Here is a 24,382-nt window from a genome sequence, read left to right on the forward strand (position 1 = left end):
TTGCCAACGGCGACGCCATGCAAGCCATACCCGGAGCCCCAGGGCCCACCGATCCTACGAATGACCAGTTCAGACCCAACAAAGAAGGTAGGACACTGTCATGCCCGAAACCACCTACACCGCGGTCGTCACCGCCACCGGCGAAGGCCGCAACGGCGGCCGCGCGGTCGCCGAAGACGGTTCGCTGGACGTCACCCTCGCCATCCCGAAGGAGCTCGGCGGCAACGGTGGCGCGACCAACCCCGAGCAGCTGCTCGGCGCCGGCTGGGCCTCGTGCTTCCTCGGTGCGGTGAAGATCGTTGCGGCGCAACGGAAAGTGCGGCTCACCGATCTCGCGGTCGTCGCCGACATCACGCTCCACAACGCGGCCTCGGACTTCTGGCTCAGCGCCGCGCTGCACCTGGAGGTGTCCGGCGTGGACCAGAAGACCGCCGAAGAGCTCGGCGCCGCCGCGCACCAGATCTGCCCGTACTCGAAGGCGACTCGCGGCAACGTCGAGGTCACCATCGACGCGACCGTCGCCTGACGACGCGTCCGGACGACGAGGAGGGACACCATGATCTCCCGGCGGGCGTTCGGGAAGGCCGTGGGCGCGGGGGCCGTCGCCGCCTCGCTCCCGGCCCTCCCCGGCCCGGCCGCGGCCGCCGCACCGAGCTCCCCGGCGACGGGCTCCGGTGCGGCGCCGGGCCTGGGCCCGGTGCGCACGGCGCGCACCGACCTGCTCGACATCGCCTACCACGAGGTGGGCCCGGCGCGCGGCGAGGTGGTGCTGCTCGGCCACGGCTGGCCGTACAGCCCGCACTCCTACGCCGAGGTCGTGCCCGCGCTGGCGCGGCGCGGCTACCGCGTGCTCGTGCCGTACCTGCGCGGCCACGGCGCCACGCGCTTCCGCGCCGCCGACACTCCGCGTTCCGGCCAGCAGGCCGCGCTGGGCGCGGACGTGATCGCGTTCCTCGACGCGCTCGGCGTCGAGCGGGCGGTGTTCGGCGGGTACGACTGGGGCGGGCGCGCGCTCGACGTCGCCGCCGCGCTGTGGCCGCACCGCTGCCGTGCGCTGGTGTCGGTGAACGGCTACCTGATCCAGAACCTCGACCCGGACGTGCTGGCCGGCTCGCCCGACGCGCCCGGCACCGAGTCCGCGCACTGGTACTTCTACTTCTTCCTCACCGACCGCGGCCGCACGGCGCTCACCCGCTCGCGGCGCGAGCTCGCCGAGGTGGTGTGGCGGCGCAACTCGCCGTTGTGGCGCTTCACGCGGGCCGACCTGGACGTCGCCGCCGCGGCGATGGACAATCCGGACTACGTCGACGTGGTCGTCCACAACTACCGCGTGCGGCAGGACGCCGCGCCCGGTGACCCGCGCTACGCCGGCCTCGAAGCGCGGCTGCTGGCGCAACCGCCGATCACGGTGCCGGCGGTGACCCTCGACGGGCTCGCCGACGGCAGCTTCCCGGCGACCGACGGCACGGCGTCGGCCCGGCACTTCACCGGCCCGCGCGTGCACCACCGCGTGCCCGGCGCGGGGCACAACCTGCCGCAGGAGAAGCCACGCGCGTTCGTGGACGCCGTACTGGAAGCGGTGCGGCTGTGACCCCGCTCGACCGCTGGCCGCCCGTCCACCCGCTCGTGAGAACCGGAGATCCGATGCGCCCCGCCAAGACACCCGTGACCTCGCGAGGCCGCGCGAAGCACGTTGTCGCGCTGCTGGTCGTGCCGGACACCGTGGCGCTCGAGGTCGCGGTGGTGCAGCAGGTGTTCGGGCCGCGGACGGCGGCAATCGCGGAGTTGACCGACGTCGCCGAGAGCCCGTACGAGGTGGTGCTGTGCGGGGAGCAGCCGCGGCACGTCCTGGCCTCGGGAGCGGATCTGGGGGCGCTGGCGACGCTGGAGACGCTGCTGACGGCCGACACGGTGATGGTGCCCGGCGTGGAAGACCCGCTCGCGCACCGGCCGGGCGCGGTGCTGACGGCGTTGCGCGCGGCGGCGGACGCGGGGGCGCGGATGGTGTCGTTCTGCGGCGGCGCGTTCCTGCTGGCCCGCGCCGGGTTGCTGGACGGGCGCCGCGCCACCACGCACTGGCTGTTCTCCGAGGAGTTCCGCCGCGAGTTCCCGCAGGTCACGCTGGAACCGGGTTGCCTGTACGTGGACGACGGCCCGGTGCACACCTCCGGCGGCGTCTTCTCCGCGACCGACCTGGCGCTGCACCTGCTCGCGGACGACCTCGGGCAGGCCTACGCCGGCGACGTCGGGCGCCTGCTGGTCACGGCGCCGCGGCGCCCGGGCGGGCAGGCGCAGTTCGTGAAGGACTCCCTCCGCGTGGCGGGGGAACCGGCGCTCGGGCCGTTCCTGACGTGGCTGCGCGAACACCTGCACGAACCGCTGACGCTGGCCGGGCTCGCGGCGCAGGTGCACCTGAGCGAACGCAGTCTGGTGCGCAAGTTCCGCCACGCCACCGGGATGACCGTGTTCGACTGGATCAACCGCGAACGCGTCGCCGGCGCCAAGACCCTGCTCGAAACGACCGACCACCGCATCTGCGACATCGCGGCGATGGTCGGCTTCGGGTCCGCGGAAACCCTGCGCCGGCACTTCGAACGCCAAGTCGGCACCACGGCGGGGACCTACCGCGCCACCTTCCGGACCACGCCCGTGCGGAGCTGACGAACTCGGCGCCGGGTGAGGTTCGATCTGGCGGGATCTGTGGGTCTTCCACGATTCTCGCCAGCTAGCGTCGAAGCGCCGGGTCAGGGCGGCCCGAGCGAGAGGAAAACCATGCCGGCGTACGGATTCTTCGTCGAGTTCGAGGCGCGCGAAGGGAAGGAGGCCGACGTGGCCGAGTTCCTCGTGGCCGCGAAGTCCCTTGTGGACGCCGAACCGGGCACGCTCGCCTGGTTCGGCTTCCGCCTCGGGCCGTCGTCGTTCCGGATCTTCGACGCGTTCGAGACGGAGGAGGACCGCGAAGCGCATCTGCAGGGGGAAGTGCGCAAGCAGATCGAGCTGCGCGGCGAGGAGTTGTTCGCCGTGCCGCCGAAGATCACGCCGGTCGGCGTGCTGGCCGCGAAACTGCCCGCGCGCTGAGCCGGCGCCCGGGCTGCCGGGACGCGGCGGCCGTGCCACGCTGGCGTGCGTGCCCGAACCCCGTGACCCCGCTGCCGCGTCCCCGCGAGACTTCGTCGGCTACGGCCGGTACCCACCGCGTGTGCGCTGGCCCGGCGACGCGAAGGTCGTGGTCAACGTGGTCGTGAACTACGAAGAGGGGGCCGAGTACTCGATCCCCGACGGCGACGGCCGCAACGACGGCTGGGGCGAGTACGCCTACGAAGTGGGCCCCGAGGTCCGCGACCTCGGCACCGAAACGCACTACGAGTTCGGCAGCCGCGTCGGGATCTGGCGCCTCGCGCGGATCTTCGACCGCTACTCGGTGCCGGTCAGCATCGGCGCGTGCGCGGTCGCGCTCGAGCGCAACCCCGCCGTGGCCGAGTGGATCCGGGAGCGCGGCCACGACGTGATCGGCCACGGCTACCGCTGGCTCGACTACGCGCGGATGCCCGTCGACGAGGAGCGCGACCACCTGCACCGCGCGATCGAGTCGCTGGAGCGCACGACGGGGCAGCGCCCGCGCGGCTGGTACGTGCGCTCGTTCGCGAGCGAGCACACGCTCGACCTGCTCGTCGAAGCCGGGGGGTTCCTCTACGATTCCGATCCCTGCAACGACGAACTGCCGTACTTCTCGTCGCCGGGACTGCTGATCGTGCCCTATTCCAAGGTGTACAACGACACCCGCTACCTGCTGAGCCCCACCTACGGTTCGCCCGCGCAGTTCTTCGACAGCCTGCGCCTCGGGCTCGACTACCTGTGCGAGGAAGCCGACGACGGGTTCGGCGCGCGGATGATGACCGTCGGCCTGCACCCGCGGTGGAGCGGTCAGGCGAACCGGGCTTCGGCCGTACGGGATTTCGTCCGGTACGCCGCGAAAAAGCCCGGTGTGCGGTTCCTGCGGCGGCTCGACATCGCGCAGTGGTGGCTCGACCACCACGAGGAGTGGCCGCCGATCGGTCCCTGACCGTCCACAGTGGTCCTCGCGGGTCCTGGGCGGGCAGCGGCCGCGCTACCGTGGGGTGGTGGTGAGCGACGTGCGGACGCTGTCGGTGCCCGTCGACGGCGGCGAACTGGAGGTGGAGGTCGTGCGGGCGGCCTCGCCGCCGGTGCTCGCCGTGCACGGCATCACGAGCAACCGCAAGCTGTGGAACTGGCTGCGGGCCGGGGCGCCCGACCTGTCGCTGGTGATGCCGGACCTGCGCGGGCGCGCGGGCAGCTTCGGCGTCGCGGGGACTTCGTCGCTGCGCCAGCACGGCGAAGACCTGATCCGCGTGCTCGACGCGCTGGGGCACGACGTCGTCGACGTGTGCGGGATGTCGATGGGCGCGTTCGTCGCGGTGGAACTCGCGACGCGGCGGCCGGACCGGGTGCGCGGGCTCGTGCTGGTCGACGGCGGGCTTCCGATGATCATGCCGCCCCGGCTTACACCGGAAGCAGTGCCGAAGGCGTTCGCCCGGCAGCTCGCGCGCGTTTCCCGCCGGTGGACCGGCGTCGACGAGTACCTCGCCTATTTCACGCGCATCAACCCGCTGCTCGACGCCCGTGACCCGTTGCTGCGCGACTGCCTGGAGCACGACCTGATCGACGGCCGCGTGATGCTCAGCCGGACCGCCGTGATCGCCGACGCCACCGACGTGTTCTTCGGCGAGACGCACTGGCGGGACATCGAGGTGCCGACGGAACTGGTGTGCGCGCAGTGGAGCGCGGGGGAGGGCGCGCCGCCCGCCTACAGCGACGAAGCGCTGGAGTCCTTCCGGGCCGACCTGCCCACGTTGCGCCGCCCGCGCCGCGTCTCGGGCGCCGACCACGCGGCGACGATCATGACCCACTCCGGCGCGGCCGTCGTCGGCGTCGCGGTGCGCGACCTCCTCGCGCGATAGAGCCGTCGGCTTGTCGGTTGTGTCACCGCGCGCTTGACAATTATGACAGCTGTCATGATGCTCGGATCGGTAGACCGTCCCGACCGAGGAGCTGCCCGTGCCCGACCAACCCTGGTTCTTCGACCGGCTCGCACCCGGTGTGCGCCTCGCCGGCACGATCCTCGACGACGTCCTCCACGGGCCGGAAGCGGTGAAGGCGCAGGTCCTCGCCGTGGTCGGCTGCTACGAGGGCATGACGTTCCGCTGGCGCGCCGAGCTCGGCGACCGGCACGTCGAGGAGTACACCGCGCTGGTACGCGGCCGCCGGATCTTCGGGACCGGGACGTTCCACTACGACGCCGACGGGCGGATCGACGAGATCGTGGTGAACCACCGGCCGTTGACCTCGGCCCTGACCCTGGCCGGTCTGGTCGGCGGCGAAGCGGCGCCCGGCCGCGCCCTGTCCGCGCCCGCCTGAACCTCCGTCCACATCCGAGAGAGGACTTCCGCGATGGCCCGCCTGCTGCTGACCGACTTCGGTGACCCGATCTCCGCCGTCCGCCTCGACGACAGCCCGCCGCCCGCACCCGGGCCGGACGAGGTCGTGGTGGACATGCTCGCCGCGCCCTTGAACCCGGCGGACTTCCTGTTGATGCGCGGGCTCTACGGTGTGCGGCCGGAACTGCCGGCCCCGCTGGGTGCGGAGGGCGTGGGCCGCGTCGTCGGCGGCGCTCCCGAGCTGGCGGGCCGCCGGGTGCTGGTCCTGCCGGGGCTGGAGCAGGGCCTGTGGGCCGACCGCGTCGTGCTGCCGCGCCACCGCGTCCTGCCCGTCGGTGAGGACGTCGACCTGCACCAGCTGTCGATGCTCGCCGTCAACCCCGCCACCGCCCACCTGCTGCTGAGCCAGTACGCGGCGTCTCTGAAGCCGGGCTCGTGGGTCGCGCAAACCGCGGCGAACTCCGCGATGGGCCGCTACCTCACCGCACTCGCCCACCGCCGCGGCCTGCGCACGCTGAACGTCGTGCGCCGTCCCTCGGCCGTCGACGAGGTCCGCGCCGCCGGCGGGGACCGGGTCGTGGTCTCCGACGACACCCTCCAGGCGTCGCTGAAAGCCGCTCTGGGCGGCGACCGGCTCTCCCTCGTCCTGGACGCCACCGGCGGCCCGGTCGTCAAGGAACTGGCTCGCGCCTTGGCCGACGGCGGGACCGTGGTGACCTACGCCTTTCCGGAAGGCGCTCCGCGCGTCTCGCCGGCCGACCTCGTCTTCCGCGGCATCACGACCACGGGGTTCTGGCTGGTGAACTGGTTCCGGCGCGCGTCGGCGGGCGAAGTGGCCACCCTGTACGGCGAACTCGCCGGCCTCGTCGCCGACGGCACGCTCGCCGCACCGGTCGAGGCCACCTACGCGCTGGCCGACTACGAAAAGGCGTTTGCCCACTCCCTCGAGCCGGGTCGCGGCGGGAAGATCCTCTTCACCTTCGGCGGATAATGACCGCCGCGGGGTTTCCCGCCCGGCGCGGGCCGGGCACGCTGGGGGCATGGCGGAGGACGACGTTCCCGCGGGCCGCACCCTCACGGTGAACGGCCGGCCGCGGCAGGTCCGGACGGAAGACGACACCGCGCTGCTCTACGTGCTGCGCAACCACCTGGGCCTGAAGGGCACGCGGTTCGGCTGCGGCCTGGGCCTGTGCGGCTCGTGCTCCGTGCTCGTCGACGGGCGGCCGGTCCACTCGTGCGACACCCCGGTGTGGTCGGTCGAAGGCAAGGAGATCACCACCGTCGAAGGCCTCGGCGACGCGCACCCGGTGGCGCGCGCGATCGTCGCCGGGCAGGCCGCGCAGTGCGGCTATTGCACGTCCGGGGTGGTCGTCGCGGCGGCCGCGCTGCTCGCCGGGAACCCCGATCCGTCCGACGCCCAGGTCCGCGCCGCGCTCGACGGGAACCTGTGCCGGTGCGGCGTGCACAACCGCGTGGTCCGCGCGGTGCTCGCGGCCGCTGCGGAGATCCGGGAGGGCGCGCGGTGACCACGGCCGAACTGCCACCCTCGCTCGCGGCCAACCCGCGGCTCGGCGACTGGCTGCGGATCGGCACCGGCGGCACGGTCGAGGTGCGGTCCGGGAAGGTGGAGCTGGGCCAAGGGGTGCTGACCGCGCTCGCGCAGGTGGCCGCCGAGGAGCTCGACGTCGACGTGGCGCGCGTGCGGATGACCGCCGCGGCCACCGACGTGAGCCCGGACGAGGGGTACACCGCCGGGAGCCTGTCGGTGCAGCACTCCGGGGCCGCGCTGCGCGTGGTGTGCGCCGAGGCCCGGGCCCGCTACCTCACCGCGGCCGCGGCCGGACTCGGGGTGGCGGAAGACAAACTGACCGTCCACGACGGACAGTTCACCGCGCCCGACGGCACCGCCACGAGCTACTGGGAACTCGCCGACGACGCGCTGCTCGATCACGCGGCCACCGGCGCCGTGACCCCCAAACCGGAATCGGCGTACCGGGTGGTCGGCACCAGCGTGCCGCGGCTGGACCTGCCGGACAAGCTCGCCGGGCGGCCGCGGTTCGTGCACGACCTGTCCCTCGACGGCCTGTCCTACGGCCGGATCGTGCGCCCGCCTTCGCGGGGCGCCACGCTGCGGTCGGTCGACACCGGCCCGGTGCTGGCCGTGCCGGGCGTGCTCACCGTGGTGCGGGACGGGGATTTCCTGGGCGTGGTGGCCGAACGCGAGGAGGTCGCGCTGCGGGCCGCCGACGTCCTGCGCCGCGCCGCGGAGTGGGATCGGCGCCCGACCCTGCCCGACGAGCACGACCTGCCCGCGTTCCTCACGTCCGCGCCCGCCGAGACGACGGTGCTGGCCGAGCGGGGTTCGCCGGTGGCCGGGTCCGTCGTGGCGTCGTACCACCGGCCCTACCTCGCGCACGGTTCGATGGGCCCGTCGAGCGCGACGGCGCTGGCGGCCGGGGGCCGTCTGGAGGTGTGGTCGCACAGCCAGGGTGTGTACGTGCTGCGCCGCGAACTGGCGCGGGCGCTGGGGCTCGAGCCGGCGGACATCGTGGTGCGCCACGCCGAAGGCGCCGGCTGCTACGGCCACAACGGCGCCGACGACGTGGCGCTGGACGCGGCCCTGCTGGCGCTCACCACGCCGGGCCGTCCGGTGCAGGTGGTCTGGTCGCGGCCCGACGAGCTGGGCTGGGCGCCGCTCGGGCCGGGCGCGGTGGTGCGGATCGCCGCCGACGTCGCCCCGGACGGCGGCGTGCGTTCGTGGCAGCACGACATCTGGGGCAGCAGCCACCTCACCCGGCCCGGCGCGACCACCACCGTCGGCCTGCTCGCGGCGAGCCACCGCGCGGGCGGCGAGGAGATCCGCGGCGCCGGCGAACCACCGCTGGAACGGGGCGGCGCGGCGGGCCGCAACGCCGTGCCCGGGTACGACTTCCCGGCCTACCGCGTGGTGAACCACCAGCTCACCACCCCGCCGCTGCGCACGTCGTCGATGCGTTCGCTCGGCGGGTTCCTCAACGTTTTCGCCGCCGAGTCCTTCCTGGACGAACTGGCCACCGCAGCTGGCCGCGACCCCGTCGAGTACCGCCTCGCGCACCTGTCCGACCCGCGGGCCCGCGCCGTGCTGACGGCGGCCGCCCGCCGCGCCGACTGGACACAGTGGACACCGGCGGACTCGGCCGGCCACGGGATCGCCTACGCCCGCTACAAGAACTCCGGCGCCTACTGCGCCGTGGTCGCCGAGGTCGAGGCCCTCGATCAGGTCCGCGTGCGCCGCCTCGTCGTCGCCGCCGACGCCGGCCTCGTCGTCAACCCGGACGGCGCCGCGAACCAGCTCGAGGGCGGCGCCATCCAGGCCACCAGCTGGACGTGCAAGGAACGCGTGCGCTTCGACCGCTTCACCGTCACCAGCGACACCTGGGAGACCTACCCCATCCTGCGCTTCTCGGAAGTCCCCGCCGTCACCGTCGACCTCCTCCCGGGCAACGGCAACCCACCCCTGGGCGTCGGCGAATGCACCCAGGGCCCCACGGCCGCGGCGATCGCCAACGCGGTGGCGGACGCCTTGGGGGTGCGGGTGCGGACGTTGCCGTTGACTCCTGAGCAGATCGTGGCCGCGATGCCGGAGTAACCGGCGAGTCTGGGCAAACGGAAAGCCGCGGACCCGAAGACCCGCGGGCTTTCCGGCGTTCGAGAGATCAGTGCCCGACTGCCGCCCGGACCGATTCCTTCAACGAGCCCAGCGTGGCGATCACCGCGGTCGGTTCATAACCGCAGTGCGCCATGCAGTTGGCGCAGCGCGGGTCTTTGCCGCGGCCGAAGGCGTCCCAGTCGGTTTCTTCGATGAGTTCCTGGTAGGTCTTCGCGTAGCCGTCGTCGAGGAGGTAGCAGGGGCGTTGCCACCCGAGCAGTGAGTACGACGGGATGCCCCACGGCGTGCACTCCAGCTCGCGCTTGCCCTCGAGGAAGTCGAGGAACACGGGCGAGTGGTTGAGGCGCCAGCGCTTGCGGTTGCCGCCGCCGAAGGCCTTCGTGAACAGCTCGCGGGTCTGCTGCACGCCGAGCCAGTGGTCCTGGTCCGGCGCCTTCTCGTAGGCGTAGCCCGGCGAGAGCTGCATGTTGTCGACGCCCAGGTCGTTGAGGTAGTCGAGCACGCCGATCACGTCCTGCGGGGTGTCCCCGGTGAAGAACGTCGTGTTCGTCATGACCCGGAAGCCCTTTTCCTTCGCGAGCTTGATCGCGTCGACCGCCGCCTGGAAACCGCCCTCCTTGCGCACCGACGCGTCGTGGCGCTCCTCGAGCCCGTCGATGTGCACCATCCACGCGAAGTTGCGGTGCGGCTTGAACTTGTGGATGTGCTTGGGCAGCAGCAGGGCGTTGGTGCAGAGGAACACGATCTTGCGGCGGTCGAGCAGCTGCCGCACGATCTCGTCGATCTTCGGGTGCATCAGCGGTTCACCACCGGCGATGGACACCATCGGCGCGCCGCTCTCCTCGATCGCGCCCACGGCCTGCTCGACCGGCATCCGCTGCTTGAGCAGCGTGTGCGGCTGCGCGATCTTGCCGCAGCCGGAGCACTTGAGGTTGCAGGCGAACAGCGGCTCCAGCTCCACCAGCAGCGGGAACTTTTCCTTGCGCAGCAGCTTCTGCTTCATCAGATAGCTGCCCAGCCGCACGGACTGTCGCAACGGCATGGCCATGGCTCAGAGCACCTCCCGAGGTAGGGTGAAAGTGATTTCTTCTTCCGTCAGCCGGCTCTCGGCGACGGTGACCGGCCCGAGTCCGCCGAGGACCGCCACGACCTCGTCGACGAGGTGCGGCGGCGCCGAAGCGCCCGCGGTCAGGCCGATCCGGCCCGCGCCCGCGAGGCGGCGCAGGTCGATGTCCGAACTGCCGTCGACCAGGACGGCCGGCGTGCCCTCGCGCTCGGCGACTTCCACGAGCCGGCGCGAGTTGGACGAGTTCGCCGACCCCACCACCAGCACGAGGTCGACCTCGCGCGCGATCGCCCGCAGCGCGCGCTGCCGGTTGGTGGTGGCGTAGCAGATGTCGTCCTTGCGCGGCGCCGCCAGCCCGGGGAAGCGCGTCCGCAGCACGGACGCGATCTCCTCGGCCTCGTCGAGCGCCAGCGTGGTCTGCATGGTGTAGGCCACGCCCTCGGTCGACGGCGCGGGCACGGCGCGAGCCTCCGTGACGTCGCCGACGACCACGACTGAGCCGGGGGCTTCCCCGACGGTCCCTTCGACCTCCTCGTGTTCGGCGTGGCCGATGAGGAACACCGTGTCGCCGCGGTTGCTGTAGCGGCGGACCTCGTTGTGCACCTTGGTCACCAGCGGGCACGTCGCGTCGATCACCGCCAGGTCGCGGTCCGCGGCGTCGCGGCGCACGGCCGGGGTGACGCCGTGGGCGGCGAACACGAGCGTCGCGCCCTCGGGCACCTCCTCGACCTCGTCGACGAACACCGCCCCGCGGTCCTGCAGCTTCCGCACCACGTGGGTGTTGTGCACGATCTGGCGCCGCACGTACACCGGCGCGCCGTGCTTCTCCAGTGCCCGCTCCACGATGTCGATCGCCCGCTCCACGCCGGCGCAGAACGACCGGGGGCTCGCCAGCAGCAGCTGCCGCGGCGACGTCGCCGCCGCCCACGCCGTGAGGGCGGGCACGGCCGCGCGCAGGCTGCGCAGCCCGGCCAGCCCGTGGGCCACCGTGGCGGGCCGCACCAGCGGTGCGCCGATGGTGTCCACAATGGACCGAACGACGGCGAACGGCCGGCCCGCGGAGGCCAGCCGGTGGGACTCCATGTCGACGGCGAGCGCACCGGTGGCGGCCAGCGACGCCCGTTCCCGTTCGCCCACCACGTGGTCGGTGCCGAGCACGGGTCCGATGTGGACCGTCAGCCCGAGCCGTCGCAACGCGCCGGCCAGCAGGGGAGCCGAGGGCACCGGAACCACGCCGTCCGGCCCGCGGACCTCGTCGGCCACGACCAGGTCACCCGGGCGCACGTGCGGCGCGAGCCCGCCGCCGAGGCCGGCCACGAGCCGGGGCCCGGCCGGCAGCCGCGCGGCCGTGGCCGCGGCCCGGCGCGGGCCGAGACCCGTGCGCACCGTGTGCACCTCACGTCCGGCCGCCCGCAGGACGGCCCGCTCGAGGCGCAGCGGTGCGCACAGCATGGCGGGGATCACGAGCCGCTCCGCACGTACCGGCCGAGTGCCGACAGCGGGAACACCACGCGGTAGAGGTGGTAGGACAGGTAGAAGTCGCCGGGGAACCCCGTGCCGGTGTGCTGGTCCTCGTCCCAGCCGCCGTCGGCGCGCTGCCGCTCGCACAGCCACGCCACCCCGCGCGTGACCGCCACCGAGTCGCGCTCGCCGGCGGCCAGCAACGCGAGCAGCGCCCACGCGGTCTGCGACGGCGTCGACTCGCCGCGGCCCGACCAGTTCACCGGGTCGTCGTAGGAGCGCAGGTCTTCGCCCCACCCGCCGTCGGCGTTCTGGTGCTCCGCCAGCCACTTCACGGCCCGGCGGATCCGCACGTCGCCCGCCGGGATGCCCGCGACCACGAGCGCCGGCACGACCGCACCGGTGCCGTAGACGTAGTTCGCGCCCCAGCGGCCGAACCACGAACCGTCGGCCTCCTGGTTGTCCAGCAACCACTTCACGCCGCGGCGGCACTCGCGCGAACCGGCCTTGCCCTCGGCCGCGAGCATCTCGACCACGTGCGCGGTGACGTCCGCCGACGGCGGGTCGATCACGGCGCCGAAGTCGCAGAACGGCAGCTTCGTGGCGAGCACCTGGGTGTTGTCCGCGTCGAACGCGCCCCAGCCGCCGTCGCTCGACTGCATGCCTTCGAGCCACTTCACGCTGCGGTCGATCGCGCCGCGGATGCGCAGGTGGTCCGGGCGGCCCATGCGCCGCAGCGCGAGCACGACCTCGGCGGTGTCGTCCGTGTCGGGGTACCCGTCGTTGGCGAACTCGAACGCGAACCCGCCCGGCGCGAGCGACGGGCGGCGCACCGTCCAGTCGCCCGGCACGCTGATCTCCTCGCCCAGTACCCATTCCGTGGCGCGCACGAGCATCTCGTCGCCGGGGGAGACGCCCGCGTCGAGCAGTCCGGTCATCGCGAGCGCCGTGTCCCACACGGGCGACTGGCACGCTTCGAGCCGGCGCACCCAGCCCTGCTCGGTCTCCTCGCGGATGGTGAACCCGTCGAGGCCTTCGAGCCCGGCCTTGAGCGCGGGGTGGTCGAGCGGGTAACCGAGCAGGTGCAGCGCGAGGATCGAGTACACCCACGGGGGCTGGATACCGCCCCACGACCCGTCGGCCTCCTGGCGGGCGAGGATCCACTCGGCCGCCTGGCGCAGCGCGACCTTGCGCACGGGGTTGAACGGCAGCTTCGCGTAAGTGTGCAGCGCGGTGTCGAGGTTCTGGAACACCCCGTCCCACGTCCACGGCGCCGCGGACTTGTCCGGGGTCTTGCCGGTGCGCAGTTCGGCGACGTCGAACGGCAACTTCCGCTTCGGCCGCAGGGTGCCGACGATCGTGAGGGGCACGACGGTCTGGCGCGCCCAGCACGCGAAGTCGTAGACGTTGAGCGGGAACCACGACGGCAGGAAGATCAGCTCCGGCGGCAGGTTCGGCAGATCGGCCCACGACCACTGGCCGAACATCGCGAGCCAGATCCGCGTGAACACGCGGGTGGCCTCGACGCCGCCGTTCGCACGGATCCACTCGGCCGCGGCGGCGAGCCACGGCGCGTCGGCCGAGTCGCCCGCGAGCCGCAGCGCGACCCAGGCCTCCACGGTCGTCGACAGGTCCGCGGGCCCGCCGGGGAAGTTCGCCCACGTGCCGTCTTCGCGCTGCTGCGAGCGGATCCAGCGCGCCGATTCCTCCTTCTGCTGCTCGGTGAGGATGCCCAGGAACTGGCGCAGCAGCAGGTCTTCGGCGTCCATCGTGACGTTGGTGGCGAGCTCGCCCTTCCACCAGCCGGCCGCGTGCTGCTCGCCGCGCAGGAACTCGATCCCGGCGGCCAGTGTCTGCTCCGGCGTCCGCGTGCGGGCCGGTTCGCGAGGGGCGTCCGAAGTGGACGGTTCGGGGACGGTCCGGGTCATCACGCCTCCCGGTGGACGATGAAACGGGCGATGCCGACGAGCTCTTCGCGCGGTCCCGCGGGGAGCGTCGCGATCGCGCGCTCGGCCGTCTTGACACGGCGCGCCGCCTCGGCCGTGGCCCACTCGCGCCCGCCCGCCGACGCCACGAGCGCCGCGACGCGCGCGAGCTCGGCTTCGTCCCCGGTTTCCCCGCCGGCGAGCCACTTCGCGAGCTCGCGGCCCGGGTCGCCACCGTGGGTCGTGGCGTAGGTGACGGGCAGCGACTTCTTGCGCGCCCGCAGGTCGGAGTAGACCGGCTTGCCGGTCACGGCCGCGTCGCCCCAGATGCCGAGGACGTCGTCCACGAGCTGGAACGCGAGCCCGATCTCCTCTCCGAACACGGCGAGCGCGTCGACGACCTCGGCCGGGGCCCCGGCGAGCACGGCGCCGATCGCGGAGCTCGCGGACAGCAGCGCGCCGGTCTTGCCGGCGGCCATGGTCACGCACTCGGGCAGCGTCACGTCGTCGCGCTGCTCGAACTCGACGTCGAGCACCTGCCCGTGGATGAGCCGGCGCGTGGTCTCCGACAGCAGGCGAGCGGCCGGGATCGCGTGCGGGGAACCGCTGTCCAGCACCACTTCCTGCGCGAGCGCGAGCATCGCGTCGCCGGTCAGGATCGCGCTCGGCGCGCCCCACAGCGCCCACACGGTGGGGCGGTGGCGCCGTTCGGTGTCGCCGTCCATGAGGTCGTCGTGGACGAGCGAGAAGTTGTGCACCAGCTCCACGGCGACGGCTCCGGGCACCCCGGTCGTCGGGGGCGCACCGGCGGCGAGCGCCGAGAGCACCGCGAGCGCGGACCGCACGGCCTTGCCGCCGTTGCCGCTCACGGGTGTGCCGTCGGCGTCGGTCCAGCCGAGGTGGTAGGCGCTGATGGCGCGGCTGGTCTCGTCCAGCCGGTCGACGGCCGCGCGCAACGCGGGCTGCACGGCGTCACGGGTGCGGCCGAGAACTCCCGGCACCGCCGGGGCCGCGGTGGCTGCGGGTCGCATGGTGGCGGTCATGCTCCGACTCCCTCCTTCTCCTCGTGCACGTTCTTCTCGAGGAGGGCGGTCGCCGCGGCCGCACCGCTGCGGGCTGCGCCCTCCATCGTCGCGGGCCAGCCGGTGGCGGTCCACGCCCCGGCCAGGTAGAGCCCGCGGGCGTTCGTCTCCGCGTGCGGGCGCAGCGACGCCGTGCCCGGACCGGGCCGGAACGTCGCGTGGCGCTCGCGGGTCACGAAGAAGTCGAGCACCTCCGCGCCGCGCGCTTCGGGCAGCAGCCCGGTCAGCTCCGGCAGGAGCCGCTCGCGCAGCTGCGCCGTCGGCAGGTCGATCAGGTCGTCGGCGGCCGAGAGCGACATCGCGAGGTACTGCCCCGAGGTCAGGCCCGACTGGCCGGTGCGGTCGAACACCCACTGCACCGGCGTGCGCACGCCCGCGACGAACGGTTCGTCGAGCACGTGCCGGTCGAGCACCACGTGGACGTTCACGATCGGCGAGCTGCCGAGCCCGCCGGACCAGCCGGGCGGCAGCGGGATCGCGCCGGGTGGTGCGAGCTTCTCGGTCACGGGCGGGGGCGCCGCGAGCACGACCTGGCCGAACGTGGCCTCACCGGCGTCGGTGCGCACCCGCCAGCCGGCGCCGGATTGTTCGATCGAGCGCACCTTCGTGCCGGTCCGCACGTCGGCGCCGGCCGCGGTGAGCGCGTCGAGCGCGGCGTCGCCGTGCAGTTGGCGCAGCGGCACCAGCGACCAGCCGATGTCGGCCGCGGCCGGGTCGGTGAGCAGGCCCTCCTGGAACACCGTCGCCGCCAGCGCCAGCGACGCCTCGTCGGCGGTCGCGTTGAGCGTCGCGACGCCGACGAGGTCCCACAGCGCTTCGATCGCCGCGGCGCTCTGCCCGTGGCGGCGCAGCCACTCGCCGAACGACTGGCGGTCGGTGCGGTCGGCGGCCGGATCCACGCGGCGCAAGGCGATCGCGGCCAGCGCGAAGCGGGCGCGGTCGAGCGGGCGCAGCGGGTCGTAGCGCAGCAGCGAAGCGGCCAGGTGCAGCGGCGCGGGCAGGTCCCCGCGGCGCAGCCACGTCGGCTCGGTCGCCCCCGGCGTGCGGATCGGGATCTCCAGCCGCGGCTGCAGCATCACGCGGTCGGCGACGCCGAGGCGGTCCAGCAGCTCGCGGTAGGCGGTGCAGCAGCGCAGGAACACGTGCTGGCCGTTGTCCACGTGCAGGTCGCCGCGCGTGAACGAGTGCGTGAGCCCGCCCAGGTGCGGGCGGGCTTCGAAGAGCGTCACCGGGCGCCCGGCGTCGGCGCAGCGCAGGGCGGTGGTGATGCCGGCGAGCCCGCCGCCGATCACCGCGACGTCGGCTGTCATCGGCCGATCCCGGTGAGCGCGCGGACCGCCACCACCGCCTTTTCCCGGCCCGACAGCGAAAGCCGCCGGCCGAAGACCTGCGAGGGCTCGTCGTCGATGCGGTCGAGCAGCGAGCGGTAGATCCCGGACATCGCCGTGCAGCACGCGGCGCTGCGGCGGTCGAGCGACGGCACGAGCTTGAGCCCGCGGGCGTACCAGTCGCGGGCGCGCGCGGCGCTGTCGTGGATGAGCGCGGTCAGGCTGCCCTCGTCGTCGACCAGGCGGCCGTCGTCCCCGACCCGCAGCTGGACGCCGAACTTCTGCAGCTCCTCCTTGGGCAAGTACACGCGCCCGTTGAGCAGGTCTTCGCGGATGTCGCGCAGGATGTTGGTCTGCTGCAACGCGATGCCGAGCTCGTCGGCGTACGTCGGCGCGTCCGGTTCGGGTTTGCCGCCGAACACCCCGAGGCACAGCCGCCCGACCGACCCCGCGACGCACCGGCAGTACTCGACGAGCTCTTCGAACGTGCCGTACTCGCGGCCGGTCACGTCCATCTCGACGCCGTCGAGCAGCTCCTCGAACGCGCCGAGCGGGATCGGGTAGCGGCGCGCGGCGTCGGCGACCGCGACGTAGACCGGGTCGGTGCTCGCGGACAGGTCGCCCAGCGATTTGCGGATGCCGGTCAGGCCCTGCAGCTTCGCCTCGTCCGGGAGGTCGCCGTCGCCGATGTCGTCGACGATGCGGGCCAGCGCGTACACCGCGCACAGCGCCGAGCGCTTGTCCGGTGGCAGCAGCCGGATCCCGTAGTAGAAGTTGCGCGCCTGCTCCTTGGTGACCCGCGCGCAGTGCTCGTAGGCCTCTTCGATCGTCGTCAATCCGACCGCCTCCCCGTCTTCGGCTCACCCACCTGAAGCCACACCAGCCAGGCCAGTGCGTCGGCCTTGCCCGGTTTGGCGTACCTCGCCAGCACGTCGCCGTTCGTGTCCCGCAGCGCGTCGACGGTGGCCAGCCCGCCGGCGATGAAGCCGCTGACCGCCAGCCGTCCCCAGCCCTGCACCAGCCCGACCAGACCAGCGCCGCTGCCCAGAAGGGCGGCGGCGCGGTCGATCTCGAAGCGCATGAGCTCTCTCAGCCGGCGCGAAGCCTGCGCCGCACCCAGCTCGTCCTCGGTGACCCCGTAGGCCTCGAGGTCCTCCTGCGGGAGGTAGATCCGGCCGTTGCGGTGGTCCTCGCCGACGTCCTGCCAGTGCTCGAGCAGCTGCAGCGCGGTGCACACGCGGTCGGACAGCTTTTCGGCCTCGGGGTCCTCGACGGCGAACAGCCGCAGCACGATCCGGCCGACCGGATCGGCCGACAGCCGGCAGTAGGCCCGCAGGTCGGCGTAGGTCCGGTACCGCGTCACGTGCTGGTCCTGCAGGTTCGCCTCGATCAGCCGGCGGAACGGTTCGTGCTCCACCCGTCCCGCGCGGATCGCCGGGACCAGGCCCCGGATCACGGGGTCGGCGGGTTCGGCGCCGCCGAACGCGGCCGAGAGCTCGTCGCCGAACTGCGTCAGCAGCGCGGTGCGGTCACCGTCGGCCTCGTCGCCCAGATCGTCGATCGTGCGGGCGACGGCGTACACCGCCTCCAGGTCCGAGCGGAGTCGTCCGGGCAGCACCTTGAGTGCGACCGGGAAGTTCTCCGCGTGTCGCTTCGCCCGCAGACCGTCCGTGTCCGCAGCGTGACCGCCAGGTGAAGTCGATCTCATCGAACCCAGTCTGACTCGCACTTATGGGCGGCTTCTGCAACCGGAAGAAGAATTTTGCTGGCTTCGACTTGGCACGAGCGGACAAAGTGGGGTGAGGATAAAGCGGACCGACCCCGTAGACCTGCTACCTGCTACGGAAGGACAAGCTGCGCACATGGGATCAGACCAAGTGACCCGGCTGGGTGAGCTGGAAGCCGTCGTGACCCGGCGGATGCCGGCCATCCTGAACGAGGTTCGTGATCAGCTGGTCGAGCAGCACCCCGATTACGCTGCGTTCCTGACGGAAGAACTCGCGGAGATCGTCACGGCCAGCGCGGGGTTCGTGCGCCGGCTCATCAACCTGGCCGAAGAGCCGGAAGAAAACCTGCCCGAGCTCGGCTCAGGGGTCGAGCAGGTCGTGTTCGAAGAGATCGGGCGCACGCAGTTCCGGCAGGGCCGGCGCGTGACGAGCCTGCTGTCGGCCTACCGCGTCGGCGCGCGCGTCGCGTGGCGGCACGTGTCCGAGGCGGCGCTGGACCTCGACGTGCCCGCCGAGCTGTTCGCGTCGCTGGCCACCACGGTGTTCGCGCTGGTCGACCAGCTGTCGGAGTCGTCGCTCAAGGGCTACCTGCAGGAGCAGTCCGACGCGGTGCGCATGCGCGAGCGGCTGCGCGACGAGCTGACCGAGCTGCTGCTGTCCGACCGCGCCGACGTGCAGGTGGTGCAGGCGGCGGCGCTGCGCGCGGAGTGGCGCCTGCCGCGCACCGCCGCGGTCGTGCTCGTGGAGGACGAGAACGAGCTCGGTCGCGAGCTCGTGGCCCGGCTCGACGACACCTGCCTGCGGCTGCGCCGGCCCGGCCAGCTGGTCACGATCGTGCCGGACCCGGGCGGCCCGGGCCGGCGCGCGTGGCTCGCGCGCGCCCTGCGGGGCGGCGGCGCGGTGGTCGGCGCGACGGTGCCGATCGACCGGCTGCCCGCGAGCCTGCGCATCGCCGAGGTGACGGCCCGGCTGCGGCGCGACCGGCTGCTGTCGGACGACCCGGTCTTCGCCGACGAGCACCTCGACGCGATCATCGTCCACCGCGACGACCGGCTGCTCGACGTGCTGCGCCGGCGCTGCCTCGCGCCGCTCGACGACCTGAACGAGTCGTCGCGCGAACGGCTCGTCACCACGCTCACGTCGTGGCTGCTGCACCTCGGCGACCGCAAGGCCGTGGCCGAGGACCTGCACATCCACCCGCAGACCGTGTCCTACCGCCTCGGCCGGTTGCACGAGCTGTTCGGCCCGGTGCTCGACGACCCGGCCGCGCGGGCGACGCTGCTCATCGCCCTGGCCTGGGGCCCGCCGGGCGGCGACGCCGATCCGGCGTGACGTGCGCGGCACCACAAGTGGCGCGCGGAATAAAACCGCGTGTGCAATGGTTAGCAGGGCTAAGTTTGTTGACGACAGGAGCAGACTGCTGACATGAGCCGGGGCGAGGGAGGTGCCGTGGTCGGTCGGGGGGAACGGTCAGCTTTCGGCGCCGAAGCGCGTCGCGAGCGCGCGGTAGGCGCCGGGGACGGCGCCACGCAGCGCGACCGGCACCCGCAGCCACCGCGGCACGTAGTAATCACCGGGCTTCGCGGCGGCGCGCACGACGGCGGCGGCCACGCGCTGAGCGGACACGGGCCGCGGCGTCGTGCGGGCGTAGGGGCGGCCGCGGCGCTCGAAGAACGCGGTGCGCACCACGCCGGGCACCACCACGCCGACGGTCACGCCCGTGCCGTGCAGCTCGAAGCGCAAACTGTCGGCGAAGGCGTCGAGGCCCGATTTGGTCGCCGCATACACGGCTTCGCCGGCGACGCCGGTCCGGCCGGCGATCGACGTCACGAACACGATCCGGCCGCGGCCCCGGGCCAGCATCCCCGGCAGCAGTGCGCGCGTGAGCTCCAGCGGCGCGGTCAGGTTGACCGCGACCAGGCGGGCGAGGTGTTCGGCCGGCAGCTCCGGCAGCGGACCGGCCCAGCCGAGGCCCGCGTTGTTCACGAGCACGTCGACGCCGCCGGTGACGGCCAGTGCGCGCTCGGCGAGCTTCCCGGCGGCCTCGGGGTCGGCGAGATCCGCGTCGAGCACGGTGCCGCGGAGTTCGCCGGCCAGCGCGGCCAGTCGGTCGCGGTCGCGGCCGTGCAGCAGGACGTGGGTGCCGGCCTCGGCGAGCAGGCGGGCGGTCGCCTCGCCGATGCCGGACGACGCACCGGTGACCAGCGCGGTGCCGGTGAGCTCGGCCGTGCCGCGCTCAGCGGGCATCAGACCGCCGTGAGCGCGGGCTTGTGCGCCGCCATCCGCAGCACGATGCCGTGGGAGCGCAGCGAGCGGCGGAACCACCACAGCGAGGCGGCGATCGCGAGGCCGACCAACGTGTACGAACCGGCGGTGCTGACCATGAGGAAGTTGCCGACGGTGGCCTTCGCCAGCATCACCAGCGTCACGGAACCGTTCACGGCGAACACGAGCGCCCACAGCACCGACACGCGCTGGAAGAACCGCCGCATGCCGGGGTGTCCGGACAGGGTGTCGGGGAACGAGCAGAAGTCACCGGCCAGCCGCGCGAGCAGCGGTTTGTTGAACGGCGCGGAAACCAGGAACAGGCTCGCAATCACGAAGTTCTGTAGGGTCGGCTGGAGGAAGTACAGGAACGCGCTGCCGGTGGCCAGACCCAACGCGGTCCGCGCCACCAGCAGGCCACTGGTCAGCCAGAGCACCGCGGGAATGGGCTTGCGCAACACGAGGCGCGTGATGATCACGACGGCCGACCAGCACAGCGCGGCGATGACCCCGCTGTCGAAACTCACCAGAGTCAACAGGAGGTAGAAGAGACCGGCCGGTACGAGTGTCGACTCCAACAGATGCCGACCTCCGCCCACGACCAGGTTGCGGAACGAGGGGAGGTCGATCGTCATGTGGTGTCGCATGCGGTTCAAGTACCTCCGGTGCGGGGTTGACCATCCCCCTCACGGCCCACGAATTTTTCAACAGCATAGGCAGCATAGGCACGGCGGATGGGAATGGTGTGAGGTGAGTATTCCATGAGTGTCACGGGGGTGTCGCTTTTCGTGGCCGTCCCTGCCGCGGTGCTGGGCGCTGCGTGCATGGGCCTCGCGAGCGCCACCCAGGCAAAGGCGGCCAAAGAGGTCGAGACGGCGAACCCGCTCGACCTCACGTTGTTCAGGCGCCTTGTCGGGCGCCCATTGTGGCTCATCGGGATCGTGGCGACGGTACTGGGGCTGGGGTTTCAGCTCGTCGCGCTCGCGTTCGGGCCGTTGCTGCTGGTCCAGCCGCTGCTCATCACGTCGCTGATGTTCGCCGGGTTCGTCTTCGGGCGCCTCGAGCGAAGGGGGCCCGACCGGGTGATGACCGCCGGCTCACTGCTGTGCGTCGCCGGCCTCGCGGTGTTCCTCGTGATCGCGCGCCCGAGCGGCAACGGCGACGTGCTCGTCACCGGGTCCACGCTCCTGCCGCTGGGCATCGCGCTGGCCGTGGTGACGCTGGCCGGCCTCGCGCTCGCCGCGCTGACCCGATCCGGGTCGCCGCGCGTGCTGGGCCTCGCCGTGGCCACCGGCGTGCTCTACGGCCTGACCGCCGGCTTGATGAAGGTCGTCGCCGGGCAGTTCCGGCAGGGTCTCGACGAGCCGTTCAAGCACTGGACGCTCTACATCGTCTGCGTCGTCGGCCCGCTCGGGTTCCTGCTCAGCCAGAACACGTTCCAGCAGGGCCGCTACCTGACGCCGGCGCTGGCCGTCATCACAGCGCTCGACCCGCTCGTCGGCGTCGCGATCGGGCTGTCGTGGATGGGGGAGACGGCCAACGGCACCCCGCTCGCGCTGTTCGGCGAGGCGCTGGCCGGGCTCGTCATCGTGGTCGGCATCGCGATGCTGTCCACGCGCGCCGCGCACCTCGACGTCGCCCAGGCCGCGGCGCTCGAGCGCCAGCACGTGCGCGAGCGCGAACCCGAGCGCGAACTCGAACACGCCGAGTCCGAGCACGCCGGACCGGAACCCGACGAGGGGTACGGTCTGGCCGGATCCACCTGTTAGCCGGTGACCGCGGTCCGCGGCACCTCGCCGAAGGGGGCGCGTTGGAGCGCGTGCTGATCGTCTCCGCGAACATGGGGGAAGGCCACAACGCGACCGGACGGGCGCTGGAGGGCGCCGTGCGGGAGCGGTGGCCGCGGGCCGAGGTGCAGTGGGTCGACGCCCTCGACCAGCTGGGTCCGGGGTTCGGCGGGCTGTTCCGCCGCATCTACGTGGCGAACGTCGAGAGCACCCCGTGGCTGTACGAGTTCTTCTACGGCGCCATCTGGCGCCTCGCCTGGTTCGCCGCCGCGTCGAAGCGCTTCACCGCGACCTGGTGCGGGCGGCGGCTCGCGAAACCGGTCGCGCGGTTCCGGCCCGACCTCGTGCTCTCGACGTACCCGATGGGCACCGCCGGGCTCGCGTGGCTGCGCCGGCGGGGGAAGCTCGACGCGCCGATCGGCGCCTGGGTGTCGGACTTCGCGCCGCACCCGTTCTGGGTCTACGGCTCGGCCGACCTCACGATGGTGATGCACGACGTCGCCGTGGGCCTGGCGCGCCGGTGCGCGCCGGCCGCCGCGGTGGGGGTGTCCGCGCCGCCGGTGCGGGCCGAGTTCCGCCCGGGCGACCGGGCGGGAGCGCGCCACGAGCTGGAGCTGCCGCCCGATGCGTTCGTCGCGCTGGTGTCGTGCGGTTCGCTGGGGTTCGGTGACGTCGAGGGCACGGTGCGCGAGCTGCTCGCCGCCGGCCCCGAGGTGGTGCCGGTGGCGATCTGCGGCCGCAACGAGGCGCTGGAGCGCCGGCTGCGCGCGCTCGGCGAGCCGCGGCTGCGCGTCGTCGGGTGGACCGATCGGATGGCCGCTTACACGATCGCGTCCGACGTGGTGGTGACCAACGCCGGCGGCGCGACCGGGCTCGAGGCGCTCGCGTGCGGGCGGCCCGTGCTCATGCACCGGCCGATCGCCGCGCACGGCAAGGCCAACGCCCGGCTCATGGCCGAGGCGGGGCTGGCCGTGGTGACCGAAAAGGACGGTGAGCTCACCGGAACCGTCCGGCAGCTGCTGGCCGAGCCCGAGCGGCTCAAGGCGATGGGGGAGGCGGCCACGCGGCACTGCGATGCGGCCACGCCACTCGTCGCCGCGCTCGAATCGCTCGTTTCGTCGCCGCTGAACCCGGCGCCGCAGCGTTTGCGGCCGGAGGACGCGCTGTTCCTCCACGTCGCGACGCCCGAGGTGCCGCAGCAGGTCGGCGCGGTGCTGATGCTCGACCCGAAAGCCGACGGCTCGCGCGTCACGCACGCCGACGCCGTGCACCTGCTCACGGCGACGCCCGGCCTGCGCGCGCGGCTCCTGCCGGGCGGCGGGCTGTGGCGCGCGAAGTGGCAGGAGGACCCGGCGCGCACGGCCGACGGCATCCTCGGCGACGCCGAGCTGCCCGCGGGCAGCGAGCTCGAACCGTCGCTCACGGCCCAGATGGACGACTTCTTCTCCCAGCCGGTCACCCCTGAGCACCCGGTCCGCGCGCGGCTCGTGACGGGCCTGGAAGGCGAGCAGGGCGCGCTGCTCATCGCGCTGCACCACGCGGCGAGCGACGGGATCGCGGTGATCGGCGCCCTCGTCGGGCAGGCGCGCGGGAAACCGCCGCTCGACCCGCCGCCCGCACCGGCGCGGCGCCGGGGGGTGCGCGGTGCCGCCGATCGGGCGGTGGCACTGGTGCGGGATCGGCTCGGGGCGCCGGGTACGAGCTCGCGCGGCGCGGCCCCGGCGCTGGACCACGACCGCACCGGGCTGACCGGGCCGGCCGGCCGGGCTGGGGGAGCGGCGGGTGCCGGAGCCGAGCGCTCGGCGCGGGATCGACTGCGTGGGGCGGCCGGCGCGGTGATCCGCGGTGGCCGGAGCGGCACGCCGGGCAGCGCGAAGAAGGGCGCGAAGCGCAAGGAAGCCGAAGAGCTGGCCCGCGGCGTCTGGGCGCTCGCGCGGGCGGGCACGGCTCCCCGCGTGCGGTGGGACACCTCGATCGCCGGTCCCCGGCGGCACTACGCGCGGGCGCACCTGTCCGCGCCGGAAGTACGCGCCGCCGCGCGCCGGGTCGGGGTGCCGACGACGGACCTCGTCCTCGCGCTCGTCGCCGAGGCCGTGCACCGGGAGCTGGGGGCCGCGGCGCCCGAGCGCGTGCGCGTGCTCATCCCGATGTCCATCCGCGACACCGGCACGTTCCGCCAGCTCGGCAACCACACCGGTGCCGCGAGCGTCGACCTGCCGACGGGCGCGATGTCCTTGCCCGAGCGCGTCCGCGCGACGCGCGAGCTGCTCGCCCGGCAGGTCACGCGCGGCGCCCCGCGCGCGGGCAACGCCGTGGTGCGCGTGCTCGGGATCCTGCCGCCGGGGCTGCACCGCCGCGTCGCGCGGCTCGTCTACCGGGGCACGTGGTTCAGCGTGATCGCGTCGGTGCTGCCGGGCGCCCGGTCGCCGGTCGTGCTCAACGGTTCGCTCGTGCGCACCGTCTACCCGGTGCTCTCGCTCGCGCCGGGCGTGCCGGTCGCCGTGGGCGTGATGACGTGGGCCGACCGCTTCACCGTGTGCGTCACGGTCCCCGCCGGCCACGCCGCCCGCGGCGACCGGCTGGCGGAATCCGTGCGGACGGCGTTCGCCCGGTTGCAGTCCGAAGTGGACTGAGCC

General features: G+C 73.2%; 22 protein-coding genes. 13 read left to right on the top strand and 9 right to left on the bottom strand.

Features of this window, described 5'->3' with window-relative positions:
* The first annotated feature begins 100 nt into the window (after positions 1 to 100).
* The 10 genes from ACIA77_RS26630 to ACIA77_RS26675 all read left to right on the top strand — a co-directional run bounded on the left by ACIA77_RS26630 (position 101) and on the right by ACIA77_RS26675 (position 9,084).
* Complete coding sequence (locus ACIA77_RS26630) at positions 101 to 526, top strand: Ohr family peroxiredoxin (protein ID WP_395888698.1); 426 nt, start codon at positions 101 to 103, stop codon at positions 524 to 526.
* 30 nt (positions 527 to 556) lie between these two features.
* Positions 557 to 1,591 (top strand): alpha/beta fold hydrolase, encoded by a 1,035-nt coding sequence (locus ACIA77_RS26635; RefSeq protein ID WP_395888699.1) that lies wholly within the window; start codon positions 557 to 559, stop codon positions 1,589 to 1,591.
* 53 nt (positions 1,592 to 1,644) lie between these two features.
* Positions 1,645 to 2,661 (top strand): GlxA family transcriptional regulator, encoded by a 1,017-nt coding sequence (locus ACIA77_RS26640; RefSeq protein ID WP_395888700.1) that lies wholly within the window; start codon positions 1,645 to 1,647, stop codon positions 2,659 to 2,661.
* Between the two features lie 111 nt (positions 2,662 to 2,772).
* On the top strand, positions 2,773 to 3,078 hold the full coding sequence (locus tag ACIA77_RS26645; protein WP_395888701.1) for a putative quinol monooxygenase: 306 nt from the start codon (positions 2,773 to 2,775) through the stop codon (positions 3,076 to 3,078).
* 49 nt (positions 3,079 to 3,127) lie between these two features.
* Entirely contained in the window at positions 3,128 to 4,063 is a 936-nt protein-coding gene (locus ACIA77_RS26650) for a polysaccharide deacetylase family protein (protein WP_395888702.1), read from the top strand.
* Between the two features lie 61 nt (positions 4,064 to 4,124).
* Positions 4,125 to 4,979, top strand: coding sequence for an alpha/beta fold hydrolase (locus ACIA77_RS26655; protein WP_395888703.1), 855 nt, complete (start codon positions 4,125 to 4,127; stop codon positions 4,977 to 4,979).
* Positions 4,980 to 5,076: 97 nt separating this feature from the next.
* The gene (locus ACIA77_RS26660; RefSeq protein ID WP_395888704.1) at positions 5,077 to 5,436 is read left to right on the top strand and encodes a hypothetical protein; all 360 of its coding nucleotides are present in this window, start codon (positions 5,077 to 5,079) and stop codon (positions 5,434 to 5,436) included.
* 33 nt (positions 5,437 to 5,469) lie between these two features.
* A complete protein-coding gene (locus ACIA77_RS26665; protein ID WP_395888705.1) occupies positions 5,470 to 6,447 on the top strand; it encodes a zinc-dependent alcohol dehydrogenase family protein in 978 nt (325 codons plus the stop codon).
* A gap of 49 nt (positions 6,448 to 6,496) precedes the next feature.
* Entirely contained in the window at positions 6,497 to 6,982 is a 486-nt protein-coding gene (locus tag ACIA77_RS26670) for a (2Fe-2S)-binding protein (protein WP_395888706.1), read from the top strand.
* Positions 6,979 to 9,084, top strand: coding sequence for a molybdopterin cofactor-binding domain-containing protein (locus ACIA77_RS26675; protein WP_395888707.1), 2,106 nt, complete (start codon positions 6,979 to 6,981; stop codon positions 9,082 to 9,084). The genes ACIA77_RS26670 and ACIA77_RS26675 overlap by 4 nt, the downstream gene beginning before the upstream one ends.
* Positions 9,085 to 9,151: 67 nt before the next feature.
* Here ACIA77_RS26675 and hpnH read toward each other — a convergent pair whose 3' ends face one another.
* From hpnH to hpnC, 7 genes are read right to left on the bottom strand one after another with little or no spacing between them, the layout of a single operon-like run.
* The gene (hpnH, locus tag ACIA77_RS26680) at positions 9,152 to 10,153 is read right to left on the bottom strand and encodes an adenosyl-hopene transferase HpnH (RefSeq protein ID WP_395888708.1); all 1,002 of its coding nucleotides are present in this window, start codon (positions 10,151 to 10,153) and stop codon (positions 9,152 to 9,154) included.
* Positions 10,154 to 10,156: 3 nt separating this feature from the next.
* Positions 10,157 to 11,623, bottom strand: a complete 1,467-nt coding sequence (ispH, locus tag ACIA77_RS26685) for a 4-hydroxy-3-methylbut-2-enyl diphosphate reductase (protein ID WP_395888897.1) — start codon at positions 11,621 to 11,623, stop codon at positions 10,157 to 10,159.
* 8 nt (positions 11,624 to 11,631) lie between these two features.
* Positions 11,632 to 13,560: a squalene--hopene cyclase gene (gene shc, locus ACIA77_RS26690; RefSeq protein ID WP_395888709.1), complete on the bottom strand. Its 1,929-nt coding sequence runs from the start codon at positions 13,558 to 13,560 to the stop codon at positions 11,632 to 11,634.
* A complete protein-coding gene (locus tag ACIA77_RS26695; RefSeq protein WP_395888710.1) occupies positions 13,560 to 14,600 on the bottom strand; it encodes a polyprenyl synthetase family protein in 1,041 nt (346 codons plus the stop codon). The genes shc and ACIA77_RS26695 overlap by 1 nt, the downstream gene beginning before the upstream one ends.
* On the bottom strand, positions 14,597 to 15,949 hold the full coding sequence (hpnE, locus tag ACIA77_RS26700) for a hydroxysqualene dehydroxylase HpnE (RefSeq protein ID WP_395888711.1): 1,353 nt from the start codon (positions 15,947 to 15,949) through the stop codon (positions 14,597 to 14,599). The genes ACIA77_RS26695 and hpnE overlap by 4 nt, the downstream gene beginning before the upstream one ends.
* On the bottom strand, positions 15,946 to 16,803 hold the full coding sequence (hpnD, locus tag ACIA77_RS26705; protein ID WP_395888712.1) for a presqualene diphosphate synthase HpnD: 858 nt from the start codon (positions 16,801 to 16,803) through the stop codon (positions 15,946 to 15,948). Before hpnD ends, hpnE begins: the two co-directional genes overlap by 4 nt.
* Entirely contained in the window at positions 16,800 to 17,675 is an 876-nt protein-coding gene (gene hpnC / locus ACIA77_RS26710) for a squalene synthase HpnC (protein WP_395888713.1), read from the bottom strand. The genes hpnD and hpnC overlap by 4 nt, the downstream gene beginning before the upstream one ends.
* Before the next feature lie 154 nt (positions 17,676 to 17,829).
* Here hpnC and ACIA77_RS26715 point away from each other — a divergent pair, with 154 nt between their 5' ends.
* A complete protein-coding gene (locus ACIA77_RS26715; protein WP_395888714.1) occupies positions 17,830 to 19,026 on the top strand; it encodes a PucR family transcriptional regulator in 1,197 nt (398 codons plus the stop codon).
* A gap of 138 nt (positions 19,027 to 19,164) precedes the next feature.
* Here ACIA77_RS26715 and ACIA77_RS26720 read toward each other — a convergent pair whose 3' ends face one another.
* Both ACIA77_RS26720 and ACIA77_RS26725 read right to left on the bottom strand, forming a co-directional pair.
* A complete protein-coding gene (locus tag ACIA77_RS26720) occupies positions 19,165 to 19,941 on the bottom strand; it encodes an SDR family NAD(P)-dependent oxidoreductase (protein ID WP_395888715.1) in 777 nt (258 codons plus the stop codon).
* Positions 19,941 to 20,594, bottom strand: a complete 654-nt coding sequence (locus tag ACIA77_RS26725; protein ID WP_395888716.1) for a VC0807 family protein — start codon at positions 20,592 to 20,594, stop codon at positions 19,941 to 19,943. The genes ACIA77_RS26720 and ACIA77_RS26725 overlap by 1 nt, the downstream gene beginning before the upstream one ends.
* A gap of 126 nt (positions 20,595 to 20,720) precedes the next feature.
* Here ACIA77_RS26725 and ACIA77_RS26730 point away from each other — a divergent pair, with 126 nt between their 5' ends.
* Both ACIA77_RS26730 and ACIA77_RS26735 read left to right on the top strand, forming a co-directional pair.
* Entirely contained in the window at positions 20,721 to 21,728 is a 1,008-nt protein-coding gene (locus tag ACIA77_RS26730; RefSeq protein ID WP_395888717.1) for a DMT family transporter, read from the top strand.
* A 50-nt stretch (positions 21,729 to 21,778) separates the two neighbouring features.
* A complete protein-coding gene (locus tag ACIA77_RS26735; protein WP_395888898.1) occupies positions 21,779 to 24,379 on the top strand; it encodes a WS/DGAT domain-containing protein in 2,601 nt (866 codons plus the stop codon).
* The last annotated feature ends 3 nt before the right edge of the window (positions 24,380 to 24,382 follow it).

The sequence above is a fragment of the Amycolatopsis sp. NPDC051903 genome, assembly GCF_044452505.1.
Classification (GTDB): Bacteria; Actinomycetota; Actinomycetes; order Mycobacteriales; family Pseudonocardiaceae; genus Amycolatopsis.

Coding starts and splice junctions, on each gene's coding strand:
- hpnH (WP_395888708.1), bottom strand. CDS start 10,153: ATGGCCATGCCGTTGCGACAGTCCGTGCGGCTGGGCAGCTATCTGATG.
- ACIA77_RS26725 (WP_395888716.1), bottom strand. CDS start 20,594: ATGACGATCGACCTCCCCTCGTTCCGCAACCTGGTCGTGGGCGGAGGT.
- ACIA77_RS26635 (WP_395888699.1), top strand. CDS start 557: ATGATCTCCCGGCGGGCGTTCGGGAAGGCCGTGGGCGCGGGGGCCGTC.
- ACIA77_RS26715 (WP_395888714.1), top strand. CDS start 17,830: ATGGGATCAGACCAAGTGACCCGGCTGGGTGAGCTGGAAGCCGTCGTG.
- ACIA77_RS26730 (WP_395888717.1), top strand. CDS start 20,721: ATGAGTGTCACGGGGGTGTCGCTTTTCGTGGCCGTCCCTGCCGCGGTG.
- ACIA77_RS26670 (WP_395888706.1), top strand. CDS start 6,497: ATGGCGGAGGACGACGTTCCCGCGGGCCGCACCCTCACGGTGAACGGC.
- ispH (WP_395888897.1), bottom strand. CDS start 11,623: ATGCTGTGCGCACCGCTGCGCCTCGAGCGGGCCGTCCTGCGGGCGGCC.
- ACIA77_RS26720 (WP_395888715.1), bottom strand. CDS start 19,941: ATGCCCGCTGAGCGCGGCACGGCCGAGCTCACCGGCACCGCGCTGGTC.
- hpnC (WP_395888713.1), bottom strand. CDS start 17,675: ATGAGATCGACTTCACCTGGCGGTCACGCTGCGGACACGGACGGTCTG.
- ACIA77_RS26645 (WP_395888701.1), top strand. CDS start 2,773: ATGCCGGCGTACGGATTCTTCGTCGAGTTCGAGGCGCGCGAAGGGAAG.
- ACIA77_RS26695 (WP_395888710.1), bottom strand. CDS start 14,600: ATGACCGCCACCATGCGACCCGCAGCCACCGCGGCCCCGGCGGTGCCG.
- ACIA77_RS26640 (WP_395888700.1), top strand. CDS start 1,645: ATGCGCCCCGCCAAGACACCCGTGACCTCGCGAGGCCGCGCGAAGCAC.
- shc (WP_395888709.1), bottom strand. CDS start 13,560: ATGACCCGGACCGTCCCCGAACCGTCCACTTCGGACGCCCCTCGCGAA.
- hpnE (WP_395888711.1), bottom strand. CDS start 15,949: ATGACAGCCGACGTCGCGGTGATCGGCGGCGGGCTCGCCGGCATCACC.
- ACIA77_RS26665 (WP_395888705.1), top strand. CDS start 5,470: ATGGCCCGCCTGCTGCTGACCGACTTCGGTGACCCGATCTCCGCCGTC.
- ACIA77_RS26630 (WP_395888698.1), top strand. CDS start 101: ATGCCCGAAACCACCTACACCGCGGTCGTCACCGCCACCGGCGAAGGC.